Raw genomic sequence first — 21725 nt, forward strand, 5'->3', positions numbered from 1 at the left:
AAACGTGGCACAGGGAGCGCGGCCGGTCAGGCCCAAAATGCAGCGATTGAATCCTTCGGAGACCCTCGGGGCACCGGCGTCCGCCGGACAGTCGTCCGGAAAACAGGCGGGTAAGCCAGCCGGGAAGGCAGCGGGCAAGCCCGCCAACTCCGGTCGATCCGGAAACCCGGCGAAGCGGAACGGCGCAGAGGCGCACGGCCGCTCCGGCCCGGCGACGGCCGGCGACTGGATCTCCGGCGCGCGCCTTCGCACCCTTCCCCTCGCGATCGCCCCGGTCGCCCTCGGCACCGGCGCGGCCATCGTCGCGAGCGACCCGGGCGTCTTCCACCCGGTCCGCGCCCTGCTCGCGCTCATCGTGGCACTCTGCCTGCAGATCGGCGTGAACTACGCGAACGACTACTCCGACGGCATCCGCGGCACCGACGCCTACCGCGTCGGCCCGGCCAGGCTGACCGGCGGAGGAGCGGCGAGGCCGCGGTCCGTGCTCACCGTCGCGCTCGCGTTCTTCGGGCTCGCCGCGTTCGCGGGTCTCGTGCTCGTGATCCTGAGCGGCCAGTGGTGGCTGCTGCTCGTCGGCGCCGCCGCGATCGTCGCAGCCTGGTTCTACACCGGCGGCAAGCGTCCCTACGGCTACTTCGGCCTCGGCGAGCTGTTCGTGTTCGTGTTCTTCGGACTCGTCGCAACCGCGGGCACGACCTTCGTGCAGGTCGGAACGGTGAACCTTGAGAGCTGGCTCGGCGGGGTCGCGATCGGGCTCATCGCCTGTGCCGTGCTGATGGTCAACAACCTGCGTGACATCGTCCCGGACAAGGCGTCCGGCAAGCGCACCCTCGCGGTGCTGATCGGCAACCTGCCCGGCCGCATCGTCTTCTGCGTGCTGCTGCTCGTGCCGTTCGCGATCGCGGCCTTCTTCGCGCTCTTCTACCCGCTCGCCTGGTTCGTGCTCTTCGTGCTCCTGCTCGCCCTTCCGGCGTGCCTGATCACCGTCACAGCGAAGACCGCGGCCGAGCTCATCCTGGCGCTCAAGCTCACGAGCTTCAGCGCGCTCCTGTACGGCCTGCTACTGGGCGCTGCCTTCGCGTTCTGACGCCGCTGACCCAGCGGTCGTGACGGGCGCAGCGGATGCCGCGGCCCGCGTCGTCGCCCGGCCGGCGGCATCCGCTACCTCGGCAGAGGCGACCGCGGCAGAAGCAGCGGCGTCGGCGGCACGGTCGATCGCCGCGTCTTCCGACTCCGCGTCGGGATGTACGACCTCAGCGGTGGGGTGCCGGGCAGTGTACAGGTCGAGGGCGACCTGCTCCCTGGGCTTCCGCAGGAAGATGTACGACAGGCAGAGCCCGATCAGGGCCGCGACGATGGCGGAGACCCACCAGACGATCGAGAGCATCAGCAGTACCGCGAGGGGTACTGCGAACATGAGGATGCGGTAGACCGAGTAGCTCAGCCAAGACGGGACAGCTTTCATACTTTCAGCATAGATTGTGGTTCCGATCGTTAGATTTGCGGACCTCTGCGTACTCACCGATCTCTCGGGTGATATACGTAGAATGAGCGGATGGTAAAGGTGTGGCTTGTCGTAGGAATTGCGGTCATTCTCGTGACCGTCTATGCGCTCGTCGAGTGTGTCACCTTCGACCGCGGTCGGATCCGCGGATTGCCGCGCTGGGTCTGGGTCTTTGTGATCGTCCTGGTCCCCGTCGTCGGCGCCCTCCTCTGGCTGTTCATCGGCCGTGGCAGCAACCAGAGTTCCGCGCCCGGTCGCGGCCCATCGCGGCAGCTGGCCCCCGATGACGATCCCGATTTTCTGAAGAGCCTCGGCCGTGACCGGCTCCAGGAGGAGCGCATCCGCCAGATGGAGCAGGAGCTCGCCGACCTCGACAAGCCGGACGCGACCGACAAGCCAGACCGACCGGGCAAGGGCCAGAACTCCGGCCCCGGCAAGGGGCAGGCCGCCGGCAACGCCGGGCCATCGACGGGCCAGTCCACCGGCCCGGCGAAGGGTCCCGCCGCGGCCGAACCCAAGAAGACGACCGACCCTGGCGAGGGCGAACTGCCTGGCCGCCGGGATGCCTGACCCGATCCTGACCGACACCGCGGCCGTGGGTGAAGGCCTGCCCTTCACCAGTCCGGCGGCCACCGGCAGCCCCGCGACCGATTTCAGCGTCGCCCTCCTCGGCGCGTTCGTGAGCCGCGGCATCCGCGACATCGTCGTGAGCCCCGGTTCCCGCTCGCAGGCGCTCGCCCTGGTCGCCGCGGAACTCGAACGCCTCGGCCTGGTCCGCCTGCACGTGCGCATCGACGAACGCGGCGCCGGTTTCCTCGCGCTCGGCCTCGCGGTCGAGACCGGCGTGCCCGCCCTCGTGATCTGCACGTCCGGCACCGCCGTCGCCAACCTGCACCCCGCGGTGCTCGAGGCCCATCACTCCGGGGTGCCCCTCATCGTGCTGACGGCCGATCGCCCCGTCGAACTCCGCGGCATCCGCTCGAACCAGACGACCGTGCAGACCGGGCTCTTCGGCGTCGCGACCCGGCTCTGCCTCGACGTACCGGCCCCCGGTGCTGCTGCGATTGCTGCTGCCGGTGCCCCGGCCGGCCATGCCGGCGATGCCACCGAGTCCCGTGCCGACGGTGCGGGCCGTTCTTCCGACGCTGTCCGCGCTGCCGAACTCGCCGCCCGGTCGATGGATGCCGCCACCGGAGGCCGCTCGCTCGACCCCGGTCCCGTGCAGCTCAACCTCGCCTTCCGGGAGCCCCTCTCCGCCCCCGTGACCCTTGAGCGCTCCGCCGACCCGGCCGCGACGACGACTGAGCCGCCGCTGAGCCACGGCCAGACCGACGGCTCACCCGCTTTCGCGGTGAGCGGTGACGTGGTGACGGGTGACCAGGCCGCACTCGTCGTCGACGGGGGGCTGCGCACCGTCGTGGTCGCCGGCACAGGCGCGGGGAGTGCTGCAGAGGAGTTCGCCCGGGCCGGAGGCTGGCCACTGCTCGCGGAGGTGTCGAGCAACGCCCGCTTCGGGCCGAATCTCGTGGCCGCATACCGTGAGCTGCTGCAGGCCGAGGACTTCGGCGGCAGGGTCGAGCGCGTGATCGTGTTCGGACATCCGTCGCTGAGCCGGGAAGTCCCGGCCCTCATCCAGCGGGACGACGTCGAGACGATCGTCGTGGCCCCGACCGGCGCCGAGTGGTACAACCCTGGGCACCGGGTGCGCACGTTCGCCCGCACGGCGCGTGTCGGCGCATCCGCTTCGTCCGAGGCGGAAACCCGCGACGGCCGGGCCTGGCTCGGCAGCTGGGTGATGTCGAGCCGGCGCGTTCTCGACGCGGCGACCGAAGACGCGGATGTCCCCTTAGGCGCCCACGGGATGACGCGCGCCGAATTCGCAGCCCTCCGCGCTCCCGTCACCCGGAGCATGCTCGTCGACGCCGTCTGGCGGGCCTCCTGGCCGCACGACCGGCTGGTGCTCGGCGCGTCCCGGTTGATCCGCGAGGCGGACCGGCGGGTGCCGGGCAAGAAGATCTCCGTGCACTCGAACCGGGGCCTCGCGGGCATCGACGGCACGATCGCGACCGCGACGGGTATCGCGCTCGCGAGCCAGGCGTTCCAGCACGGCAGCGAACCGCGCTCGACCGGCACGACCCGGCTGCTCCTCGGCGACCTCGCCCTGTTGCACGACGCGGGATCGATGCTCCTGGTCCCGGGCGAGGCGCGGGCGCGGCTGCAGGTCATCGTCGGCAACGACGGTGGCGGAACCATTTTCGACGGGCTCGAGGTCGCGGCATCCGCCCCCGACGACTTGATCAGCAGGGTGCTCTACACACCGCAGGGCGTCGACCTCTCCGCGCTCGCCGCAGCATACGGCTGGGAATACGACCGGGCGGCGACCCGCAGCGAGCTCGAGCGGGCGCTCACCGCGCCGCCGCTCGGACCGAGCCTGCTCGAGGTGCCGCTTACGCGCTAGGTTTTCTCCATAGCCTTACGCGGGCCCGGCTGCACAGTCTCAGTCTTCCTGCGGTTTTCGACGAAGGGTGCATCATCATGAGCGGACTCAACCAAAAGTTTTGGGATTCAGACCCGATCGAGACGCTCCGCGTCGGCCCCGGATTCCGGCTCGCCTCCGTCGACCCCGACGCGACGCCCGGCTTCGACGGGGTCGTGAAGAAGAACGCCGACAAGGCGCTCGCCTCGGGCGTGGGTCTGCTCGATTCGCTTCAGGAGAAGCTCTACGCCAATAGCCGGGCTTCCGCAGACGACGGCGGTGGCCGCAAGGTGCTCCTCGTGCTGCAGGCCATGGACACCGCAGGGAAGGGCGGCATCGTGCGGCACGTCGTCGGGTCCGTCGACCCGCAGGGTGTGCGCCTCACCGCGTTCAAGGCACCGACAGCGGAAGAACGCGCGCACGACTTCCTCTGGCGGGTGCGGAGCCGCGTGCCTGGGCCCGGCCTGATCGGGGTCTTCGACCGCTCGCACTACGAGGATGTGCTGATCGCCCGCGTGCACGAGCTCGCCCCCGCCGAAGAGATCGAGGCCAGGTACGGGCAGATCCGCCAGTTCGAGCAGGATCTCGTCGACGACGGAACCACGATCGTCAAGGTCATGCTGCAGATCAGCTCGGCAGACCAGAAAGAGCGGCTGCTCGAGCGCCTCGAACGCCCGGACAAGCACTGGAAGTACAACCCGGGCGACGTCGACGAGCGGATGCGCTGGGCCGACTACCAGACGGCATACCAGCTCGCCCTCGAACGCACCTCGACCCCCGACGCGCCGTGGTTCGTCGTTCCCGCGGGCAAGAAGTGGTACGCGCGCCTCGCCGTGCAGCACCTGCTGATCGATGCCCTCGAGCGTCTGGACCTCGACTGGCCGCCCGCCGCCTTCGACGTCGACGCCGAAAAGGCGCGCCTCGCAGCCACCTGACCCGCCCCATCCGCCCACTCCTCCCGTTCATCCCGCGAGAGTACGAAATCGGCCCTTATGGGGCCGTCTTTAGGGCCATAAGTGTGCTCTCGCGGTTCACGGCGCTGAGCGCTGAGCGCAGCGGAGGAGGAGGGGGAGTTAGCCGAAGGCCTCGACGATGGGGCGAAACTTCATCCGGGTCTCGGCGAGCTCGCGGTCGGGCTCTGAACCGAGGACGATGCCGCAGCCGGCGTATGCCGTGACGTCGCCGCCGGGAGTGACCTGGGCGCAGCGCAGCGCGATCGCCCATTCGCCGTCGCCGTCCGCGCCGACCCAGCCGACCGGCCCGGCGTACCGGCCGCGGTCGAAGGGCTCGAGTTCGCGGATGAGCGCAAGCGCTGCCTGCGTCGGCGTTCCCGCGACCGCCGCCGTCGGGTGCATGGCGGCGATGAGGTCGAGGGAGGTCGATCCGTCGGAGAGGGTTCCCTCGACATCCGTCGCGAGGTGCCAGAGGTTCGGGAGCTTGACCGTGAACGGCAGCTCGCTCGTGAGCAGGTGCGAGGTATGCGGGCGCAGCGAGACGAGCACGCTCTGCACCGCGAAGGCGTGTTCGTCGCCGTCCTTCGCGCTCGTCGCGAGCGCGGCGGCGGCCTCGAGGTCCGCTGCGGCGTCGGCGCCGCGCGAGACGGTCCCGGCGAGCACCCGGGCGTTGACCTCGCCGTGGTCGGCGCGGATCAGGGTTTCGGGGCTCGACCCGACGAGTCCGTCGACGGCGTAGGTCCAGCAGTCCGGGTAGCCGAGGGCGAGTTCGCTGATCGTGCGGCGGAGGTCCGACTTCGCCGGAAGGTGGCCGCGGAGGTCGCGGGCGAGCACGACCTTGTTGACCTCGCCGGCCGAGAGACGCACGACCGCCTCATCGACGGCTGCCTTGTATGCCTCGGGCCGCAGCGTGCCCGAGAGCAGCGAGATCCGGTACTCCGTGCCCAGCGGATGCAGCGCCACCGGAATTTCCGGAGGAGTGCCGCCGGTCGGCCAGATCCGGGTGACCCAGCAGAGACCGTCCTCACGTCCGACGATGACCTCCGGAACGAGCAGCACGCTCGTCTCGGCGGATTCGTCGTCGAAGGCGAAGGTTCCGAACGCCAGCAGGCCGGTGCCCGTTCGCGCGAGGGGATCGGTCACCGTCGCAGCGGCGACGACGTCCCGCCACGCACTCGCGGCATCCGTCATGCGGGTCGGGCCCGAGAATTCGAGCCGCAGCGCCGAGCCGAGGCCGGCGAGGCCCTGGTTGCGGCGCATCCAGAGCAGCGGCTTCTGGGCGTCGAGGAGAAGGACCAGTTGTCGAATGTCGGCAATGGGAGTGGTTTCAACCGTTAGGGCCTGCACATTCACTTGCCCAGCCTATGCCAGCCGCCACGACGACCGGCTTCCCGGACTCCAGACTGCCCCTATCACCGGCTTCGCAGGATCACCGGGGAACGGCAACCTAGACTGTTGGAGTGAACAGAGCAGACCTCAGTAAGCAGCCGGAGCAGGTCGCTGCCATGTTCGATCAGGTGTCGACGCATTACGACCGCACGAACGCGGTGCTCTCGGTCGGAAACGCCGCCCTGTGGCGGCTCCAAGCGACCCGCGCCGTCAACCCCCAGGCCGGCGAGCGCATCCTCGACATCGCCGCGGGCACCGGCACCTCGAGCGTCGCGCTGACCCACACCGGCGCCCACGTCGTCGCCGCCGATTTCTCCGCCGGCATGATCGCGGTCGGCCGCGAACGCCAAGCGGGCAACCCGCTCGTCGAGTTCGTCCAGGCCGACGCCACGGCGCTTCCCTTCGCCGACAACGAATTCGACGCCGTCACGATCTCCTTCGGCCTCCGCAACGTCGTGGAACCGCGCAAGGCGCTCGCCGAGTTCTTCCGCGTCACCAAGCCCGGCGGCAGGGTCGTCATCTGCGAGTTCTCCACCCCGCCGAACCCGGTCATCCGCAGCGCCTATTTCGCCTACCTCAACCAGGTGATGCCCCGGGTCGTCAAGCTCGCCTCCTCGAACGCCGAGGCGTACGACTATCTCGGCGAATCGATCGCCGCCTGGCCGACCCAGCCCGTGCTGAGCGGATGGCTCCGCGAAGCCGGGTACGAGTCCGTCGCCTACAAGAACCTCACCCTCGGAATCGTGGCGCTGCACCGCGGCGTCAAGGCCGCCCCCGCGGCAGTCCCCGCCGACTGAAACTCCCCACCCAATGGATAGGCTGTCAGAGTGAAACCGAGTCTTCCCCTGTTCCGGCGCGGCTCCTCCGTGACGAGCCAGATCGGCCTCAGCGATCGAATCTTCTCGACAGCGGATGACCGGGGCCTTGCCGCCGGAATCGACGCCGGTCTCGAGCGGGTCGAGGCGAGCCTCTTCGCCGAGATCGTCTTCGCAGACGAGATCGCAAGCGTCACCACCCGGTACCTCCTCGAAGCCGGCGGCAAGCGGGTTCGCCCGATGCTTGCCCTCCTCACCGCCCACCTCGGCAGCGGTGGGATCACCGACGTCGTGACCGCGTCGACGGCGATCGAGATCACCCACCTCGCCTCGCTCTACCACGACGACGTCATGGACGACTCCGGCCAGCGCCGCGGCGTCCCGAGCGCCCAGACGGTCTGGGGAAACTCGGTCGCGATCCTCACCGGCGACCTGCTGTTCGCCAGGGCGAGCCAGCTGATGGCCAAGCTCGGCGAGCGGGCCATCCGCCTGCAGGCCGACACCTTCGAACGCCTCGTCATGGGGCAGCTGCACGAGACCGTCGGCCCGCACGCGGGCGACGACCCGATCGAGCACTACATCTCGGTGCTCGCGGACAAGACCGGTTCGCTCATCGCGGCAGCGGCCCAGGCCGGCATCATCTTCTCGGATGCGCCCGACGAATTCGAACAGCCTCTCGTGAGCTTCGGCGAGAAGATCGGCGTCGCGTTCCAGCTCATCGACGACGTGCTCGACCTGTCCCCGCAGCCCGAGGCGACCGGGAAGGTGCCAGGCACCGACCTGCGTGCCGGGGTCGCCACCCTGCCCCTGCTCAGGCTCCGCGAGCGCGCCGCCGACGAGCCGGCATCCGCGGCCCTGCTCGAGCGGCTCGAGCGGGACGTCATGAGCAGCCAGGGCACCCGCTCAGAGGCGGCCGACTCCGCGATTGCCGCGCTGCGCGACCACGAGGTGACCGCACAGACCCTCTCAGAGGCCCACGGCTGGGCACACGACGCCGTTGCTTCCCTCGCTCCCCTGCCCGACGGGTCCGTCAAGAAGGCGCTGACCCGATTCGCCGACACGATCGTCGAGCGTTCAAGTTAGAAAGGTCGTCATGACCGAGAAGCGCCCCACCGACCAGCAACCCGCGAAGCTGCGCCTGGCGATCGTCGGGGCAGGGCCGGCCGGCATCTACGCCGCGGATATCCTGCTCAAGGCGGAACGCAACTTCGAGGTCTCGATCGACCTGTTCGACCACCTCCCCGCGCCGTACGGGCTCGTACGCTACGGGGTCGCGCCGGACCACCCCCGCATCAAGGGCATCATCACCGCCCTGCGCGACGTGCTCGACCGCGGCGACATCCGCATCTTCGGAAACGTGCGCTTCGGGGTCGACATCACGCTCGACGACCTCAGGAAGCACTACAACGCGGTCATCTTCGCGACCGGCGCCGTGCGCGACGCCGACCTCAGGATCCCCGGCATCGACCTCGTCGGCTCCTACGGCGCCGCCAAGTTCGTGAGCTGGTTCGACGGCCACCCCGACTACCCGCGCACCTGGCCGCTCGAAGCGAAGCAGGTCGCCGTGATCGGCAACGGAAACGTGGCCCTCGACGTGGCTCGGATCCTCGCGAAGCACGCGGACGACCTGCTGCCCACCGAGATCCCGGCGAACGTCTACGACGGGCTCAAGGCCTCACCCGTGACCGACGTGCACATCTTCGGGCGTCGCGGACCGACATCCGTGAAGTTCACGCCCCTCGAACTGCGTGAGCTCGGCGAACTGCCCGACGTCGACATCGTCGTCTACGACGAGGACTTCGACTACGACGACGCCGCGCGCGCCGCCGTTGCGAGCAACAAGCAGGTCTTCGTGATCGACAAGGTGCTCGGCAAATGGCGCGAACGCGCCCACAAGCTCGCCGAGGACCCGCAGGCGGGCGCGAGCCGCCGGCTGCACCTGCACTTCTTCGCCAAGCCCCTCGAACTGGTCGACGACGGCACCGGCCGGGTCGGCGGCATCCGCTACGAACGCACAGCGCCGGACGGCCAGGGCGGCGTCGTGGGCACGGGGGAGATCCGCGAGCTGCCGGTGCAGGCCGTGTACCGCGCGGTCGGGTATTTCGGCTCGCCGCTGCCCGGGGTGCCGTTCGACAAGAAGCACGGCGTGATCCCGAACCGCGAGGGGCAGGTGCTCTCCAAGGGCGACCCGTCGTCTGGTGCGGGCAGCGCCAACCAGCAGCTCTACGGCGTGTACGCGACCGGGTGGATCAAGCGTGGGCCTGTCGGCCTGATCGGGCACACCAAGTCCGACGCGATGGAGACCGTGCGGCACCTGATCAACGATCTCGGCAACTGGTGGCGGCCCGAATCCCCGTCGGAGGAGAGCGTCGTCGCGCTCCTCGAGGAACGCGGCGTCGAGTACACGAACCTCGACGGCTGGCACCGCCTCGACCAGCACGAGCAGGCGCTCGGCGCGGCCGAGGGCCGGGTGCGGATCAAGGTCGTGCCCCGCGACGAGATGGTCGCCATCTCCCGCGCCGTCGCGCCAGTAGCAGTGACCGCCTCGGCCTAGAACCCGAGCAGTTCGCTGACCACCTCGCCGAACACGGCGAGGTGGGCGTCGACGTCCGCTGCGGTGGTGTCCGGGCTCATCAGCGCCATATCGTGGAACGGCGTCACAAGGATGCCCCGATGCCTACCGGAAGTTGACGAACTGCAGGGCGACGTCGAGGTCCTTGCCCTTGAGCAGCGCCATCGTGGCCTGCAGGTCGTCGCGGCTCTTCGAGCTCACGCGCAGCTCATCGCCCTGGATCTGGCTCTTGACGCCCTTGGGGCCCTCGTCGCGAATGATCTTGCCGATCTTCTTCGCGTTCTCCTGGTCGATGCCGGCCTTCATCGAGGCCTCGATCCGGAATTCCTTGCCGGAGGCGTACGGGTCGCCCGCGTCGAGGCTGCGCAGCGAGATGCCGCGCTTGATGAGCTTGGACTCGAAGACCTCGAGGATCGCCTTGACACGCTCCTCCGAGTTCGCCTTCATGAGCACCTTCTCGCCGCTCATCTCGATCGAGGCGCCGACGTTCTTGAAGTCGTAGCGCTGCGCGACTTCCTTGTGGGCCTGGTTGAGGGCGTTGTCGACCTCCATCGGGTCGACCTTGCTGACGATGTCGAACGTTGAGTCTGCCATGACAGCAATGTTATCGGCGGATGCTTCGCCCGGCATCCGCACACCGGCTCACGCACCGGGCATGCCGGGCTCATCGGGAACTGATAGCCGCTGGAGGCCGCGGCCATAGCCCTGCTGCGTACCGTTGCCGACGCGGCAGTCAGAAGCCGCGCACGAGCTATCGAGGAGACCATGAAACGGCCACAGTTTCTCACGCACATCCGCCCACGAACCTGGGTGGTTGCCGGCGTCATCGTGCTCGCCCTCGCGGGCGGCAGCATCTACTGGTTCGGATTCGCCGTTCCGGCGAACACCAAGTCCACGGTCGCCGCTCCCATCACCACCGCAGCGAGCCTGACGACCATGCAGAAGACCGTCGACAGCGACGGCACCGCGACCCCGACCGTGAACGACTCGGTCAGCTTCGCCGTGTCCGGTACCGTCACGGCCGTGCCGGTCGTCGCGGGGACCACCGTGACCGCTGGCCAGGTGCTCGCAACCGTCGACACGCTCAGCCTCGACGCCGCCGTGCTCGAAGCGCAGGCGACGCTCGCGACCGCGAAGGCGAAACTCGCCACGAGCGTGAGCGACAGCGATGGAACCGCCGCTGCCGTCGCTCAGATCGCGGCCCAGACGGCATCCGTCGCCGTCGACGAGGCCGCCGTCGTGACCGCGCAGGCCGCAGTCGCCGGTGCGACCCTCACCGCCCCCGCCGCCGGCCTCGTCACCGCGGTCAACGTCGCCGTCGGCGACGTGATCTCCTCGGGCAGCTCGGGCAGTTCTGGGGCCGGGGGAGCCACGACCGCCTCGACCGCCTCGACCTCGACGAGCACGGCCGACTTCAGCATCGTCGGAACAGACTCGTGGTCGCTCTCCCTCGCCATCGGCGAGTCGGACATCGCCAACGTCGCGGTCAACGACCAGGTCGAACTCTCCCTCGACGACGGCACCGCGTTCTTCGGAACCGTGCAGTCCGTCGGCATCCTGCCGTCGACGACCTCCGGAGCGGTCACCTACCCCGTCGTCGTCGCCGTCACCGGCGACCCCGACGGCCTCTACGACGGCGTCGCCGTCACGGCCAAAATCGTCTACGAGCGTCGCACCAACGTGCTCACCGTCCCGAGCGCCGCGGTCACGACCGCGGACGGCGTCTCCACGGTGAAGACCCTCGACGCCTCCGGCACTGCGGTTGCGACGACTGTCACCGTCGGCGAGACCGTCGGCAATGTCACCGAGATCCTCACCGGGATCGCAGAGGGCGACGAAGTCGTGGTCGTGACATTCACCCCTGGCTCCGGCAACAGCGGCTCGACGACCGACCGGCAGAGCGGCGGCAGCGGCGGATTCCCGTCCGGCGGCCCGCCCTCCGGTGGAATGACCCAGGGAAACGGGTCGAACGGTGGTTGAGCCGCTCGCGAACCCGTTCGCCCCCCTGCCCGCGCCCCAGGCGGCGGTACTGTCCGCAGCCCTGCCCGCCCACCCGTGGGTGCTCGAAGCGGATGCCGCAGGCCCCGTCATCGAGCTCATCGACGCCGGAAAGACCTACAGGTCCGGCACCATCGAATTCGAAGCACTGAAAGGGATCAACCTCGCCATCCACGAGGGCGAGTACGTCGCCATCATGGGGCCGTCCGGCTCCGGGAAATCCACCATCATGAACATCCTCGGCTGCCTCGACACCCTCACCCGCGGCCAGTACCGCCTCGGCGGCACCGACGTCGAGGAGCTCGACGAGATCGAACTCGCGAGCGTGCGCAACCAGCAGATCGGCTTCGTCTTCCAGGGCTTCAACCTGCTGTCCTCGCTCCCGGCCTGGCGCAACGTCGAACTTCCGCTCGTCTACGGGCACGTCCCGCGCGAGGAACGCAGGAAGCGCGCGAGCCGCGCCCTCGAACGCGTCGGCCTCGGCGACCGCCTCGACAACAAGCCTGGAGAGATGAGCGGCGGCCAGCAGCAGCGCGTCGCCGTCGCCAGGGCCCTCGTCGGGGAACCGACCATGATCCTCGCCGACGAACCGACCGGAAACCTCGACTCGGTGTCGACCCGCGACGTGCTCACCTTGTTCGACGAACTCAACGCCCTCGGCCGCACGATCGTCCTGATCACCCATGAACTCGAGGTCGCCCAGCGCGCCCGCCGCATCGTTTGGGTCAAGGACGGCGCCATCATCAGGGACGAGGTGAATGCGGCATGACCTGGATGGAGAGTTTCCGCACCAGCTGGAGCGCCGTCTACTCCCACGCCCTGCGTTCGATGCTCACGATCCTCGGGATCCTGATCGGCATCGCCGCGGTCATCCTGACCGTCGGCCTCGGCCTCGGCACCCAGCTCGACGTCAGCGCCCAGATCAGCTCCCTCGGCAGCAACCTGCTCATCGTCGCCCCCGGCAGCAGCACGAGCACAACGGGAACCCGCGGCGGCTTCGGCACGAGCGCGACACTCACGATCAAGGACGCCGAGGCCCTCAGCTCCACCGTGAACGCCCCCGACATCTCCGGGGTCGCCCCGGAGAGCACCACCTCGCTCTCGCTGACGGCCAATGACACCAACTGGACGACGACGGTCACGGGAACCACGACCGCGTGGACCTCGGTGCGGCAGCGCACCCTCGCCCGCGGCTCCTTCTTCACCCAGGCCCAGGCGGATGCCTCCGCAGCGGTCGTCGTGCTCGGCTCGGAGACCGCCGACGAACTCTTCGGCACCCAGAACGTGGTCGGCCAGTCCGTCGTGATCAGCGACAAGACCTTCCAGGTGGTCGGCGTGCTCGCCACGGCGGGCTCGGATTCCTCGAGCAACCTCGACGACGTGGCCATCGTGCCGTTCAGCACGGCGGCCACCGCCCTCGTCGGCGGCACCTCGAGCAATGCGGTGTCGACGATCTACCTGCAGGCCGCCTCGGACACGCAACTGTCCGCCGCGTACCAGGAGGCCGACGCGCTCCTGCTCAACCTGCACTCGATCTCCTCGACGGACGACGCCGACTTCACCATCAGCAGTCAGGACGCCCTGGTCAGCACCGCGACAGCGGTCTACCAGACCCTGACGATCCTCCTCACCGGCGTCGCCGGGCTGTCGCTCCTCGTCGGCGGCATCGGCGTGATGAACATCATGCTCGTCTCGGTTTCCGAGCGCACCAGGGAGATCGGCCTCCGCAAGGCGCTCGGCGCCCCACCGTGGGCGATCCGGCGCCAGTTCCTGATCGAGGCCGCCATCCTCGGGCTGTCCGGCGGAATCCTCGGTGCCGTGATCGGCGTCGTTGCCGCCCTGACCCTGCCCGCGGTGATCGGAAGCTCGATCGTGGTGTCCCCGCTCGCGGTCGGGCTGTCCATCGGCGTGGCGATCGCCATCGGCATCGTCTTCGGGGTCTACCCCGCCACCCGGGCGGCCAAGCTCGCGCCGATCGATGCGCTCAGGAGCGAGTAGCCATGCGCGTCAACCGAACCCACGCCCCGCACGACTCGCCCGGCAGGCAGAACCGGCCCCGGGCATCCGCTTCAGCCACCGTTCCACGTCCATTGGAGACCTCATGACCCGCACTCGACCGACCACCCGTTTCGCCACCAACTTCGGAGTTCTTCTCGCCCTCGGCGGAGTGCTCCTCCTGACCGGCTGCGCCGCGGGGGCGAGCACGGCCGCGGTCCCGGCCGCCTCGTCAGCCCCGGCGGCCTCGGCTGGGGGGCAGGGAGACGGGGGCATCACCGGCACCATCGCCTCCGTTGCCGCCGGCATCCTGCAGGTTCAGGATTCCAGCACCCAGACCGCCGTGTCGTACACGGCCGCGACGACGATCACTGCGACCGTGACGGGCGCCCTGACGGATGTCTCCGTCGGCCGTTGCGTCTCCGTCTCCGGCTTCACCGCGGCGAGCGGTACGACGGTGGCCACCGCCGCGACGAGCGTGACCGTGACCGACGCGGTGGATGGAGCCTGCACGACGGGCAACCGCGGTGGCGGCGCGGGCGGAACGGGCGGGGCCGACGGCACCATGCCGAGCGGTGCCCCCGATGGGACCGCACCGACCGATATGCCGACTGACATGCCGACGGACATGCCGACCGACGGCGCCACCGGCGCCCCGGGCGGGATGACAGGAGGTTTCCCGGTCAGCGGACTCGTGACCGCGGTCACCGCCGACTCGATCACCATCGACGCCGTTGGCATGGGAGGCACGGACACGACCTCGACCGCGGTCACCGTCGCGTCCACGACCACGTACCTCAACACGGTCGCCTCCGACTCGAGCGCCCTCGTCGTCGGCGCGTGCGCCGTGGCGACCGGCGCCTCGGACACGAGCGGCGGCTTCGCCGCGACCGCCCTGAAGATCTCGACCGCCACCGCGGACGGCTGCGTCTCGCGGTCGGGCTTCGGCGGCGGAACCCGTCCGAGCGGGAGCACCTCCAATGAGTAGGACTCCCTTCGGCGCCTCCCGCAAGGCGGCCCGCGCGGAGGCTGCGGCAGCCGCAGCCGCAGCGGCCGCAGCCGGGGCTTCGCCTGCGACCGCGAAATCCGTCAGGACGGCCCGATCGGCGAAGGCCGTCGTGAAGCGCCGCCGGCGCCTGATTGCCCTCGGCGCGGTCACCGCCGTGCTCTGCGCCTCGGGCGGCGGGGTCGTCTACGCGATGAACCGCACGGACAGCGGCAACTTCCGCACCGTCGTCGCCGCAACGGGAACGGTGAGCCAGTCGCTCGCCGTCACCGGGACCGTCGCACCGACCACCAGGAAGGATGCCGCCTTCTCCGTCGGCGGGACCGTCGCGACGGTCGACGTCGCGGTCGGGGCCATCGTGACCGCCGGTCAGACCCTCGCGACCCTCGACGCCACGGATCTGGCCGCCGCGGTCACGAAGGCGGAGGAGACCGTCACCGCAGCCGAGCAGACCCTCACCGACGACCTCGACTCCCAGACCGCCACCGCGACAACCGCGACCACCGCGACGTCGTCGACGTCGTCTACGGCCGTCGCGACCGGGTCCTCGTCGGCGGCTTCAGTGTCCGGGGGCACCACGGACACGAGCTCGGGAACGACGGGAGCGTCGACCGGCTCGACCCCGACCGTTTCGAACGCGGCCGTGACGGCGGCCGTGACCGCGGTCACCGCAGCCCAGGCGGCGCTCCTCGCGAAATACACCGATGCCCAGACCGCGGTCGCCGCGAGCGACGCGACCATGGCCTCGACCGACGAGACCTGCAAGCCGTTCATCGACGCGGCACTCGACGACGCCGCGACGACCGACACGAGCGCGACCGACACGATCACCGCCACGACGGATGCCTCGCCCACCGCCACCGCCACGCCGACCCCGACCCCGACCCCGACCCCGACAGCGACCCCGACGGCGACCCCGACGGCGACCGCTGACCCTGCGACCGCCGCCGAGCGACTCGCCGCCGCGAAGGCCGACCTGGCCGCCTGCCAGACCGCCATCACCGCGGTCCTCGCCGGCCAGAAGACCGTCGACACGGCCCAGCAGGACGTGCTGACCCTCGTGACCGCGCTGAACTCCGCCGTCACCGGCCTCACCGACGCCGTCACGGCGGCGAATGCCGCCACGACGACCGCGACGACCGGAAGCTCAACCGGGACCACGGGAGCCACCGGCACCGGCACGACAACGGGTGCGACCGGCACGACAACGGGTACAGCAGCAACCGCGGGCACCACGTCAGGGACAGCAACGGGCACCACGTCCACCGCCACCGGAACCACCGGGACGACCGGAACCATCTCCGGAGCCGGCACGGGCTCGACGGCGACGACGACGGTCGCCTCGGCCGAGACGATCGTCGCCGACCGGGCCGACATCGCCGCGGCAGGGGCTCAGCTCGCCATCGCCCAGAAGCAGGCCACCCTCGCCACCCTCACGGCCCCGTACGCCGGAACCGTCGCCGCGGTGGCGATCCTTGCCGGCGACACCGTCTCGGCGGCGTCGACCACCGCCGTCATCACGATCCTCGGCAATGACGGCTACGTCATCGACTCGACCGTGTCCCTCGCGAGCGTCGCGAGCCTCGAGGTCGGCCAGACCGCGAAGATCGAACTCGCCACGACGGGAACGGAACTGACCGGGGTCGTCAGCTCCATCGGCATCCTGAACGTCTCGACGTCGTCGACGCCGAAATATGCGGTCACCCTCGCCGTCGACGCGACGGACGCCACAATCCTGACGGGGGCCTCCGCCCAGGTCACGGTCGCGATCGAGAGCACGGATGCCGTGCTCACCGTGCCGACCTCTGCCGTGCACCGCGACGGCTCGGCATACACCGTCGACCTGCTCGTCGCCGGTACCTCCACCTCGACGACGGTCACGGTCGGCGCGGTCGGCACCGAGCTCACCGAGATCGACTCCGGCCTCGTGGCCGGCGACGTCGTGATCCTCGCCGACCTGGACGACGCGATCCCGGGGACCGCGGCCGACACGAGCTCGAGCCTCACCAGCCTCGGCGGTTCGAGCAGTGGAAGCAGCACCGATTTCCAGGGCGGCCCGCCATCCGGCGACTTCAGCGGCTTCAGCGGTGGCACCCCGCCCCAGGGCTGAGCCCGCGTTCCGAATTCAGGAGACGGCCTCGGATTCCGGCCAGAACCGGTCAGAAAACCGGTTCAGCCGGGCGCAACTCCTGAATTCGGAACGGGGGCGGCGGTGGATTCGACGCGGGGCGCGAACGGGTGAGGTTCAGCCCTGGGCCGGGCGGGCGGTGCTCGACCGCACCATCAGCTCGAACGGGATGGCGGTGTCGAGTCCGACCGGGTCGTGCTTTCCCGGCTGCAGCTCGTCGAGCAGGATCTCGACGGCCTTGTCTCCCTGCCACTGCGGGAACTGGGCGATCGTGGTCAGCCCGAAGAAGTCGGCGAGGTCGTGGTCGTCCGTCCCGACCACGGAGACGTCCCGCGGCACGACCAGCCCGAGGTCGCGCGCGGCGAGGATGCTGCCGATCGCCATTTCGTCCGACGCGGCGAAGATCGCGGTGGGACGCTCGTGCGGGTTGCCGAGCAACTGCTTCGCGGCCTGGTACCCGCCGCGGACCGTGAAGTCCGCCGCCTGGAACAGGGCGGGCGTCGGCGTGATGCCCGCGCCGGTCAGCGCGAGCTCGTAGCCGAGCCGCCGGTTCGTCGGCAGGTGGAAGTCGAGGTCTAGCTCGAGGTTGCCTCCGATATGCGCGATCCGGGTGTGCCCGAGCGCGAGCAGGTGCTCGGTCGCGAGACGGGCGACGGCGACATCGTCGATCGTGAGGGTACGCACCCCGGGGATCGGACCGCCGATGCCGACGAGCGGCTTCTTGAGCGCGTGCAACCGGGCCACCTCATCCGGGCTCAGCTCGAGGGAGACCGCGATGACGGCATCCACTCTCTGGCGCAGCAGGAAGTGCTCGAAGACGCTGCGGCGTTCGTCGTAGTCCCCGGCGAGGCTGTAGAGGGTGAGGTCGAAACCGCCGCGGAGCAGCGCCTTCTGCGCGCCCTCGACGACATTGGAGAAGAACCAGCGGTCGAGGAACGGCACGACGACGCCGATGTTCTTCATCCGACCGGATGCGAGGCTCGAGGCGTTCGAGGACACGACGTAGCCGAGTTCCCCCGCAACGGTCTCGACCCGGAGCCGGGTGGCCGGGGAGACATGCCCGTTGCCGCTCAGGGCGCGGGACACCGTCGCTGTGGACACGCCCGCCTGGCGGGCGACGTCGTCGATGCCGACCATGCGGCTCCTCACAAGTCAGGGGGAAATGGCCCTTCAGCGATCATATCGAGCGGGCGCATCCGCCAGCCGTCAGCGACGGTTCCGGACGCAATTTCGCACGGGGGCAATTCCCTTGTATTCTGTCTGAGCGTCTCCGGTCAGGTGGTTTCACATGGTCGGGTGCGCAATGGCAAGTTACCCAAGTGGCCAAAGGGATCTGACTGTAAATCAGCCGTCGTAGACTTCGGGGGTTCGAATCCCTCACTTGCCACCACCCAATGCCCCCGGAAACCCCGTGTTTCCGGGGGTTTTTGCGTCTCCTTCCCGGCTCTCCCCTGCGTCATCTACCGTGGAACCATGACTGCTCCCGCCCCGACCGAACTGCTCCGCCTCGCCAAGGACACCGCGCTCGTCGCGGGGGAGCTGGCCGCGCGGCGACGCGCGGAGGGTGTCGAGGTGGCCGCGTCCAAGTCCTCGCCGGAGGACATCGTCACCTTCGCAGACCGGGAGACCGAGAACCTGATCCGCGCGCTGCTCGCCGAGGCGCGGCCGAATGACGGCTTCTTCGGCGAGGAATCCGCGGCGACCCCCGGCACCTCCGGCCTGACCTGGGTCGTCGACCCGATCGACGGCACGGTCAACTTCCTCTACGGGATCCCCGCCTGGGGCGTCAGCGTCGCCGTCGTCGAGGGCGACGACCCGGCCACCTGGACGACCGTGGCCGGCGCCGTCTTCAACCCGGCGCTCGGCGAACTCTTCACGGCCTCGGCGGGCGGCGGCTCACACCTCAACGGCAGCAGGCTCCAGGTCAAGACCGGCGTTCCCCTCAACCTCGCACTGGTCGGAACCGGGTTCTCCTACCGGGCGGCCATGCGGCTGCGGCAGGCGAACGTCGTACACGGCCTCATCGGCCGGGTACGGGACATCCGCCGGATCGGTTCGGCCGCGCTCGACCTCTGTTCGGTTGCCGCGGGGCGCCTCGACCTCTACTACGAGCGCGGGCTCAACCCGTGGGACCAGGCCGCTGGCGCGCTCGTCGCCCGCGAGGCCGGCGCGCGCGTCGGAGCCTTCGGCGAGGACCGGGAGGGAATCGACCTCCTGATCGCAGGGGCACCCGACCTGTACGCCGACTTCGAGCCGATACTGGCCCCACTCTTCAGCGAATTCATGAGTTCTCAGGAACGGTGACGCGTCGGCCGCCGGATGCCCGCCGATGCCGGGGTGACAGCGGAAATCCGGCCGAAACAGCGCCCCCAATAGTGACGGCAAAATACCCCGTTTTGGGGTGTCATTACGTGCACAGGAATGGAATATTCGGGCCTCGCGGGTTAGCCTGTAGTGATTCGTTACTTTGGCCAGGCCAAGACGACCACTCTCTCGCCACTGTCAGCCCCGCCGAAAGAATTCACCCGACTTTGTCTTCTCACTCCTCCACACCGCGTGAACGCGCGCGTGCCGCGAGTGACTCTGGAAGCCCGGCAGTGACCGATTCTTCCGCTCCGGCGCAGCCCGTCCAGCAGGCTGTCCCCGTGCATCCGGCCGCACTGACCCGCCGGGAACTGCGCGAGCAGGAACGCCTCGCCGCGACACCCCTGGCCGCTGCACACCGCGCCGCAGCAGCCGACGCACTCGCCGTTCCCGCCGTTCCGAACGCCGCGCGGCCGATCGAACTCAGCGCCGACGCTGCGCAGGTCCTCGCCGATGAACTCGCCGAACCCGAACTCGCCGCCGTGACGGTCAACGACACCGACCGCCTGATTGCTGCCCCGGCCGCCGCAGACGCACCCGTGACCGACCTCGACCAGCTCCTGACGGATGCCGGGACGCCGACCACCTCGATCCCCCTGCCGACCAGGTCCCAGGTTCGCGCCGCGAAGTCCGGCCACGGTTCCGCCCGTGCCGCTGGGGCGATCCGGGCCCTGGACGACGCCGGCCAGCCGGTCCGCCCGTCTCGAACCGGGTCGCGGACCGCCTCTCGGGCACTCCGCAGCGGCACGATGAAGCAGTCGACCCAGCGACCCGCCGTCCAGGCGCCGTCCCAGCGGCCGGCACCGAAGCTGCGCCGCCTCGCCACGACGGGCGTCACGGTCGTCGCCATGGCCTTCGTCGCCCTGATGGCCGTGTCGACATCGCTTCCCGCCGAGGCGCTGCTCTCCTCGGCCGACGTGCAGGCCGCCGCCCGGCTCTCCACGCAGACCTCACCGGCCGAGCCGGCCCAGACGCTCAGCATGGACGGCGGCACGGACACGATTTCCGTCACGCGTGACGGCTTCGAATCGAAGTCGATCGCCGAGGTCGCAGCGGCGAGCGGCATCCGCATGGAAGCGACCTTCACCAACAACCCGAACGGCACGATCCAGTGGCCCTTCGCGGTCGGCGTGCACATCGGCGACCGGTTCGGTTATCGCAACTGCGCCGGCTGTTCCGCTGACCACCAGGGCCAGGACTTCAACCCCGGCATCGGTGCCCCGATCCAGTCCATCGCCGACGGCGTCGTGAGCTTCACCGAAGACGGCGAAGGCAGCCTCGGCGTGCATATGATCATCGACCACGTCATCGACGGCAAGGTCGTCTCGAGCGTCTACGCGCACATGATCCACGGCTCGATGCTCTTCAAGACCGGCGACGTCGTCAAGGTCGGCCAGGTCATCGGCAAGGTCGGTAACACCGGAATGTCCACCGGCCCGCACCTGCACTTCGAGATCCGCCTCGGCGGCAAGGACGGCGTCCACGTCGACCCGCTCGTCTGGCTCCGCGCCAACACGAACTAGAGCCCGCCGCGCGCCCGGTGGCGCCAGCCGGTGGCGCTAGTCGGTGGCGTCGCTCGTGCGGCCGCGATCGATGGCTTCGAGCAGGCTCGTCGGCAGCGCGAACGGGGTGAGTCCGGCGATGCTCAGAAGGTCGTCCCCTGCCCGCACCGTGGGTTCGAGGGCGACGACCTGGTTGTGCAGGCGTTCCATCTGGATATCCAGGCGATTGGCGACATCCGCCGCCTCTTTGAGCTCGGCGACGAGGTTCGCCGGCACGACGCCGCGGTACTTGTAGAAGATCTTGTGCTCGAGGCTCGCCCAGAAATCCATCGCGACGGTGCGGATCTGGATCTCGACGGTGACCGGCTCGACCCGGTCGGACATGAACACCGGGATCGCCACGATCAGATGCAGGCTCTTGTAGCCGTTCGACTTGGGGGCGGCGACGTAGTCCTTGACCTCGAGGACGGTGACGTCTTCCTGGCTGGTCAGCATGTCGAGCACCCGGTAGGTGTCGGAGATGAAGCTGCAGGTGACCCGGATGCCCGCAATGTCCTGGATCTGCCGGCGGATGTCCTCGAGGTCGAGCGGGCAGCCCTTGCGGAGAGCCTTGTTCAGGATCCCCTCCGGCGACTTGATCCGGGAGCTGACATGCTCGATCGGGCTGTAGTCGTGGATGGACGCGAACTCTTCCTTGAGGATGTTGATCTTCGTCATCATCTCGTCGGTCGCGAACTTGTAGGACATCATGAAGCGGGTGAGCTCGGTCTTGATCTCATGGTGGCGCGCCTTCTCGGCGTCGCTCTCGGCCTGCATCTCAGCGTGTGTTTCCGCGTGTGTCTCGACGTAGGCTCCTGCACGGGACACTGCGCGAGCCCCAGACCGGGTTCCTGGCCCTGAACCGGACTCGACGACGAGGTCGGTATCCGTGCTCTCCTGTGCGACCAGGTCGGTATCCGTGCTCTGCTGGATGCCGGCGACGCTGTCGGTCTGTGGGGCGGTCACGGTGTGCTCCTTCTACGG

19 protein-coding genes and 1 tRNA gene are annotated in these 21725 nt (G+C 69.4%); 15 read left to right on the forward strand and 5 right to left on the reverse strand.

What is annotated here, in order from left to right:
- Window positions 1–37: 37 nt before the first annotated feature.
- Window positions 38–1087 (forward strand): 1,4-dihydroxy-2-naphthoate polyprenyltransferase, encoded by a 1050-nt coding sequence (locus E3O46_RS15845; protein WP_134562067.1) that lies wholly within the window; start codon window positions 38–40, stop codon window positions 1085–1087.
- Here the strand turns inward: E3O46_RS15845 and E3O46_RS15850 are convergent.
- Entirely contained in the window at window positions 1061–1465 is a 405-nt protein-coding gene (locus tag E3O46_RS15850; RefSeq protein ID WP_134562049.1) for a DUF4229 domain-containing protein, read from the reverse strand. The two genes, E3O46_RS15845 and E3O46_RS15850, sit on opposite strands and share 27 nt — an antisense overlap.
- A gap of 90 nt (window positions 1466–1555) precedes the next feature.
- On the opposite strand from E3O46_RS15850, the gene E3O46_RS18505 reads away from it, so the two are divergent.
- The 3 genes from E3O46_RS18505 (at window position 1556) to E3O46_RS15865 (ending at window position 4915) form a co-directional block, all read left to right on the forward strand.
- Entirely contained in the window at window positions 1556–2074 is a 519-nt protein-coding gene (locus tag E3O46_RS18505) for a PLDc N-terminal domain-containing protein (protein WP_134448789.1), read from the forward strand.
- Window positions 2067–3962 (forward strand): thiamine pyrophosphate-binding protein, encoded by a 1896-nt coding sequence (locus E3O46_RS15860; RefSeq protein ID WP_134562050.1) that lies wholly within the window; start codon window positions 2067–2069, stop codon window positions 3960–3962. The genes E3O46_RS18505 and E3O46_RS15860 overlap by 8 nt, the downstream gene beginning before the upstream one ends.
- A 77-nt stretch (window positions 3963–4039) precedes the next feature.
- The gene (locus tag E3O46_RS15865; RefSeq protein WP_134448791.1) at window positions 4040–4915 is read left to right on the forward strand and encodes a polyphosphate kinase 2 family protein; all 876 of its coding nucleotides are present in this window, start codon (window positions 4040–4042) and stop codon (window positions 4913–4915) included.
- Window positions 4916–5053: 138 nt separating this feature from the next.
- Here the strand turns inward: E3O46_RS15865 and E3O46_RS15870 are convergent, their stop codons facing one another.
- Window positions 5054–6280 (reverse strand): isochorismate synthase, encoded by a 1227-nt coding sequence (locus tag E3O46_RS15870; RefSeq protein ID WP_420897751.1) that lies wholly within the window; start codon window positions 6278–6280, stop codon window positions 5054–5056.
- A gap of 113 nt (window positions 6281–6393) precedes the next feature.
- Between E3O46_RS15870 and ubiE the strand changes: the two genes are divergently transcribed.
- The 3 genes from ubiE to E3O46_RS15885 are packed head-to-tail and all read left to right on the forward strand — an operon-like array spanning window position 6394 to window position 9691.
- Window positions 6394–7119, forward strand: coding sequence for a bifunctional demethylmenaquinone methyltransferase/2-methoxy-6-polyprenyl-1,4-benzoquinol methylase UbiE (gene ubiE, locus E3O46_RS15875; RefSeq protein WP_166787350.1), 726 nt, complete (start codon window positions 6394–6396; stop codon window positions 7117–7119).
- 30 nt (window positions 7120–7149) lie between these two features.
- Entirely contained in the window at window positions 7150–8220 is a 1071-nt protein-coding gene (locus E3O46_RS15880) for a polyprenyl synthetase family protein (protein WP_134558656.1), read from the forward strand.
- A 10-nt stretch (window positions 8221–8230) separates the two neighbouring features.
- Complete coding sequence (locus E3O46_RS15885; protein ID WP_134562051.1) at window positions 8231–9691, forward strand: FAD-dependent oxidoreductase; 1461 nt, start codon at window positions 8231–8233, stop codon at window positions 9689–9691.
- Between the two features lie 123 nt (window positions 9692–9814).
- Here E3O46_RS15885 and E3O46_RS15890 read toward each other — a convergent pair whose 3' ends face one another.
- Entirely contained in the window at window positions 9815–10303 is a 489-nt protein-coding gene (locus E3O46_RS15890) for a YajQ family cyclic di-GMP-binding protein (RefSeq protein WP_134448794.1), read from the reverse strand.
- Window positions 10304–10474: 171 nt separating this feature from the next.
- Here E3O46_RS15890 and E3O46_RS15895 point away from each other — a divergent pair, with 171 nt between their 5' ends.
- From E3O46_RS15895 to E3O46_RS15915, 5 genes are all read left to right on the forward strand, one after another.
- The gene (locus tag E3O46_RS15895; protein WP_134448795.1) at window positions 10475–11689 is read left to right on the forward strand and encodes an efflux RND transporter periplasmic adaptor subunit; all 1215 of its coding nucleotides are present in this window, start codon (window positions 10475–10477) and stop codon (window positions 11687–11689) included.
- Window positions 11682–12476: an ABC transporter ATP-binding protein gene (locus E3O46_RS15900; RefSeq protein WP_338145033.1), complete on the forward strand. Its 795-nt coding sequence runs from the start codon at window positions 11682–11684 to the stop codon at window positions 12474–12476. Before E3O46_RS15895 ends, E3O46_RS15900 begins: the two co-directional genes overlap by 8 nt.
- Window positions 12473–13705, forward strand: coding sequence for an ABC transporter permease (locus tag E3O46_RS15905; protein WP_134448796.1), 1233 nt, complete (start codon window positions 12473–12475; stop codon window positions 13703–13705). The genes E3O46_RS15900 and E3O46_RS15905 overlap by 4 nt, the downstream gene beginning before the upstream one ends.
- Before the next feature lie 103 nt (window positions 13706–13808).
- Window positions 13809–14690, forward strand: coding sequence for a hypothetical protein (locus tag E3O46_RS15910; RefSeq protein ID WP_134562052.1), 882 nt, complete (start codon window positions 13809–13811; stop codon window positions 14688–14690).
- A complete protein-coding gene (locus E3O46_RS15915; RefSeq protein WP_134562053.1) occupies window positions 14683–16818 on the forward strand; it encodes an efflux RND transporter periplasmic adaptor subunit in 2136 nt (711 codons plus the stop codon). The genes E3O46_RS15910 and E3O46_RS15915 overlap by 8 nt, the downstream gene beginning before the upstream one ends.
- A gap of 135 nt (window positions 16819–16953) precedes the next feature.
- Here the strand turns inward: E3O46_RS15915 and E3O46_RS15920 are convergent, their stop codons facing one another.
- Window positions 16954–17973 carry a LacI family DNA-binding transcriptional regulator gene (locus E3O46_RS15920; protein WP_134558660.1) on the reverse strand — a complete coding sequence of 340 codons (1020 nt, stop codon included), beginning with the start codon at window positions 17971–17973 and terminating at the stop codon, window positions 16954–16956.
- Window positions 17974–18141: 168 nt separating this feature from the next.
- Here E3O46_RS15920 and E3O46_RS15925 point away from each other — a divergent pair.
- The 3 genes from E3O46_RS15925 to E3O46_RS18880 all read left to right on the forward strand — a co-directional run bounded on the left by E3O46_RS15925 (window position 18142) and on the right by E3O46_RS18880 (window position 20723).
- Window positions 18142–18226 (forward strand) — tRNA-Tyr (locus tag E3O46_RS15925).
- 83 nt (window positions 18227–18309) lie between these two features.
- Window positions 18310–19140 carry an inositol monophosphatase family protein gene (locus E3O46_RS15930; protein WP_134562054.1) on the forward strand — a complete coding sequence of 277 codons (831 nt, stop codon included), beginning with the start codon at window positions 18310–18312 and terminating at the stop codon, window positions 19138–19140.
- Between the two features lie 293 nt (window positions 19141–19433).
- Entirely contained in the window at window positions 19434–20723 is a 1290-nt protein-coding gene (locus tag E3O46_RS18880) for a M23 family metallopeptidase (RefSeq protein ID WP_134562055.1), read from the forward strand.
- 36 nt (window positions 20724–20759) lie between these two features.
- Here the strand turns inward: E3O46_RS18880 and E3O46_RS15940 are convergent, their stop codons facing one another.
- The gene (locus E3O46_RS15940) at window positions 20760–21707 is read right to left on the reverse strand and encodes a GTP pyrophosphokinase (RefSeq protein ID WP_241975298.1); all 948 of its coding nucleotides are present in this window, start codon (window positions 21705–21707) and stop codon (window positions 20760–20762) included.
- Window positions 21708–21725 lie beyond the last annotated feature (18 nt).

The organism is Cryobacterium glucosi (assembly GCF_004402235.1).
GTDB classification, from domain to species: Bacteria; Actinomycetota; Actinomycetes; order Actinomycetales; family Microbacteriaceae; genus Cryobacterium; species Cryobacterium glucosi.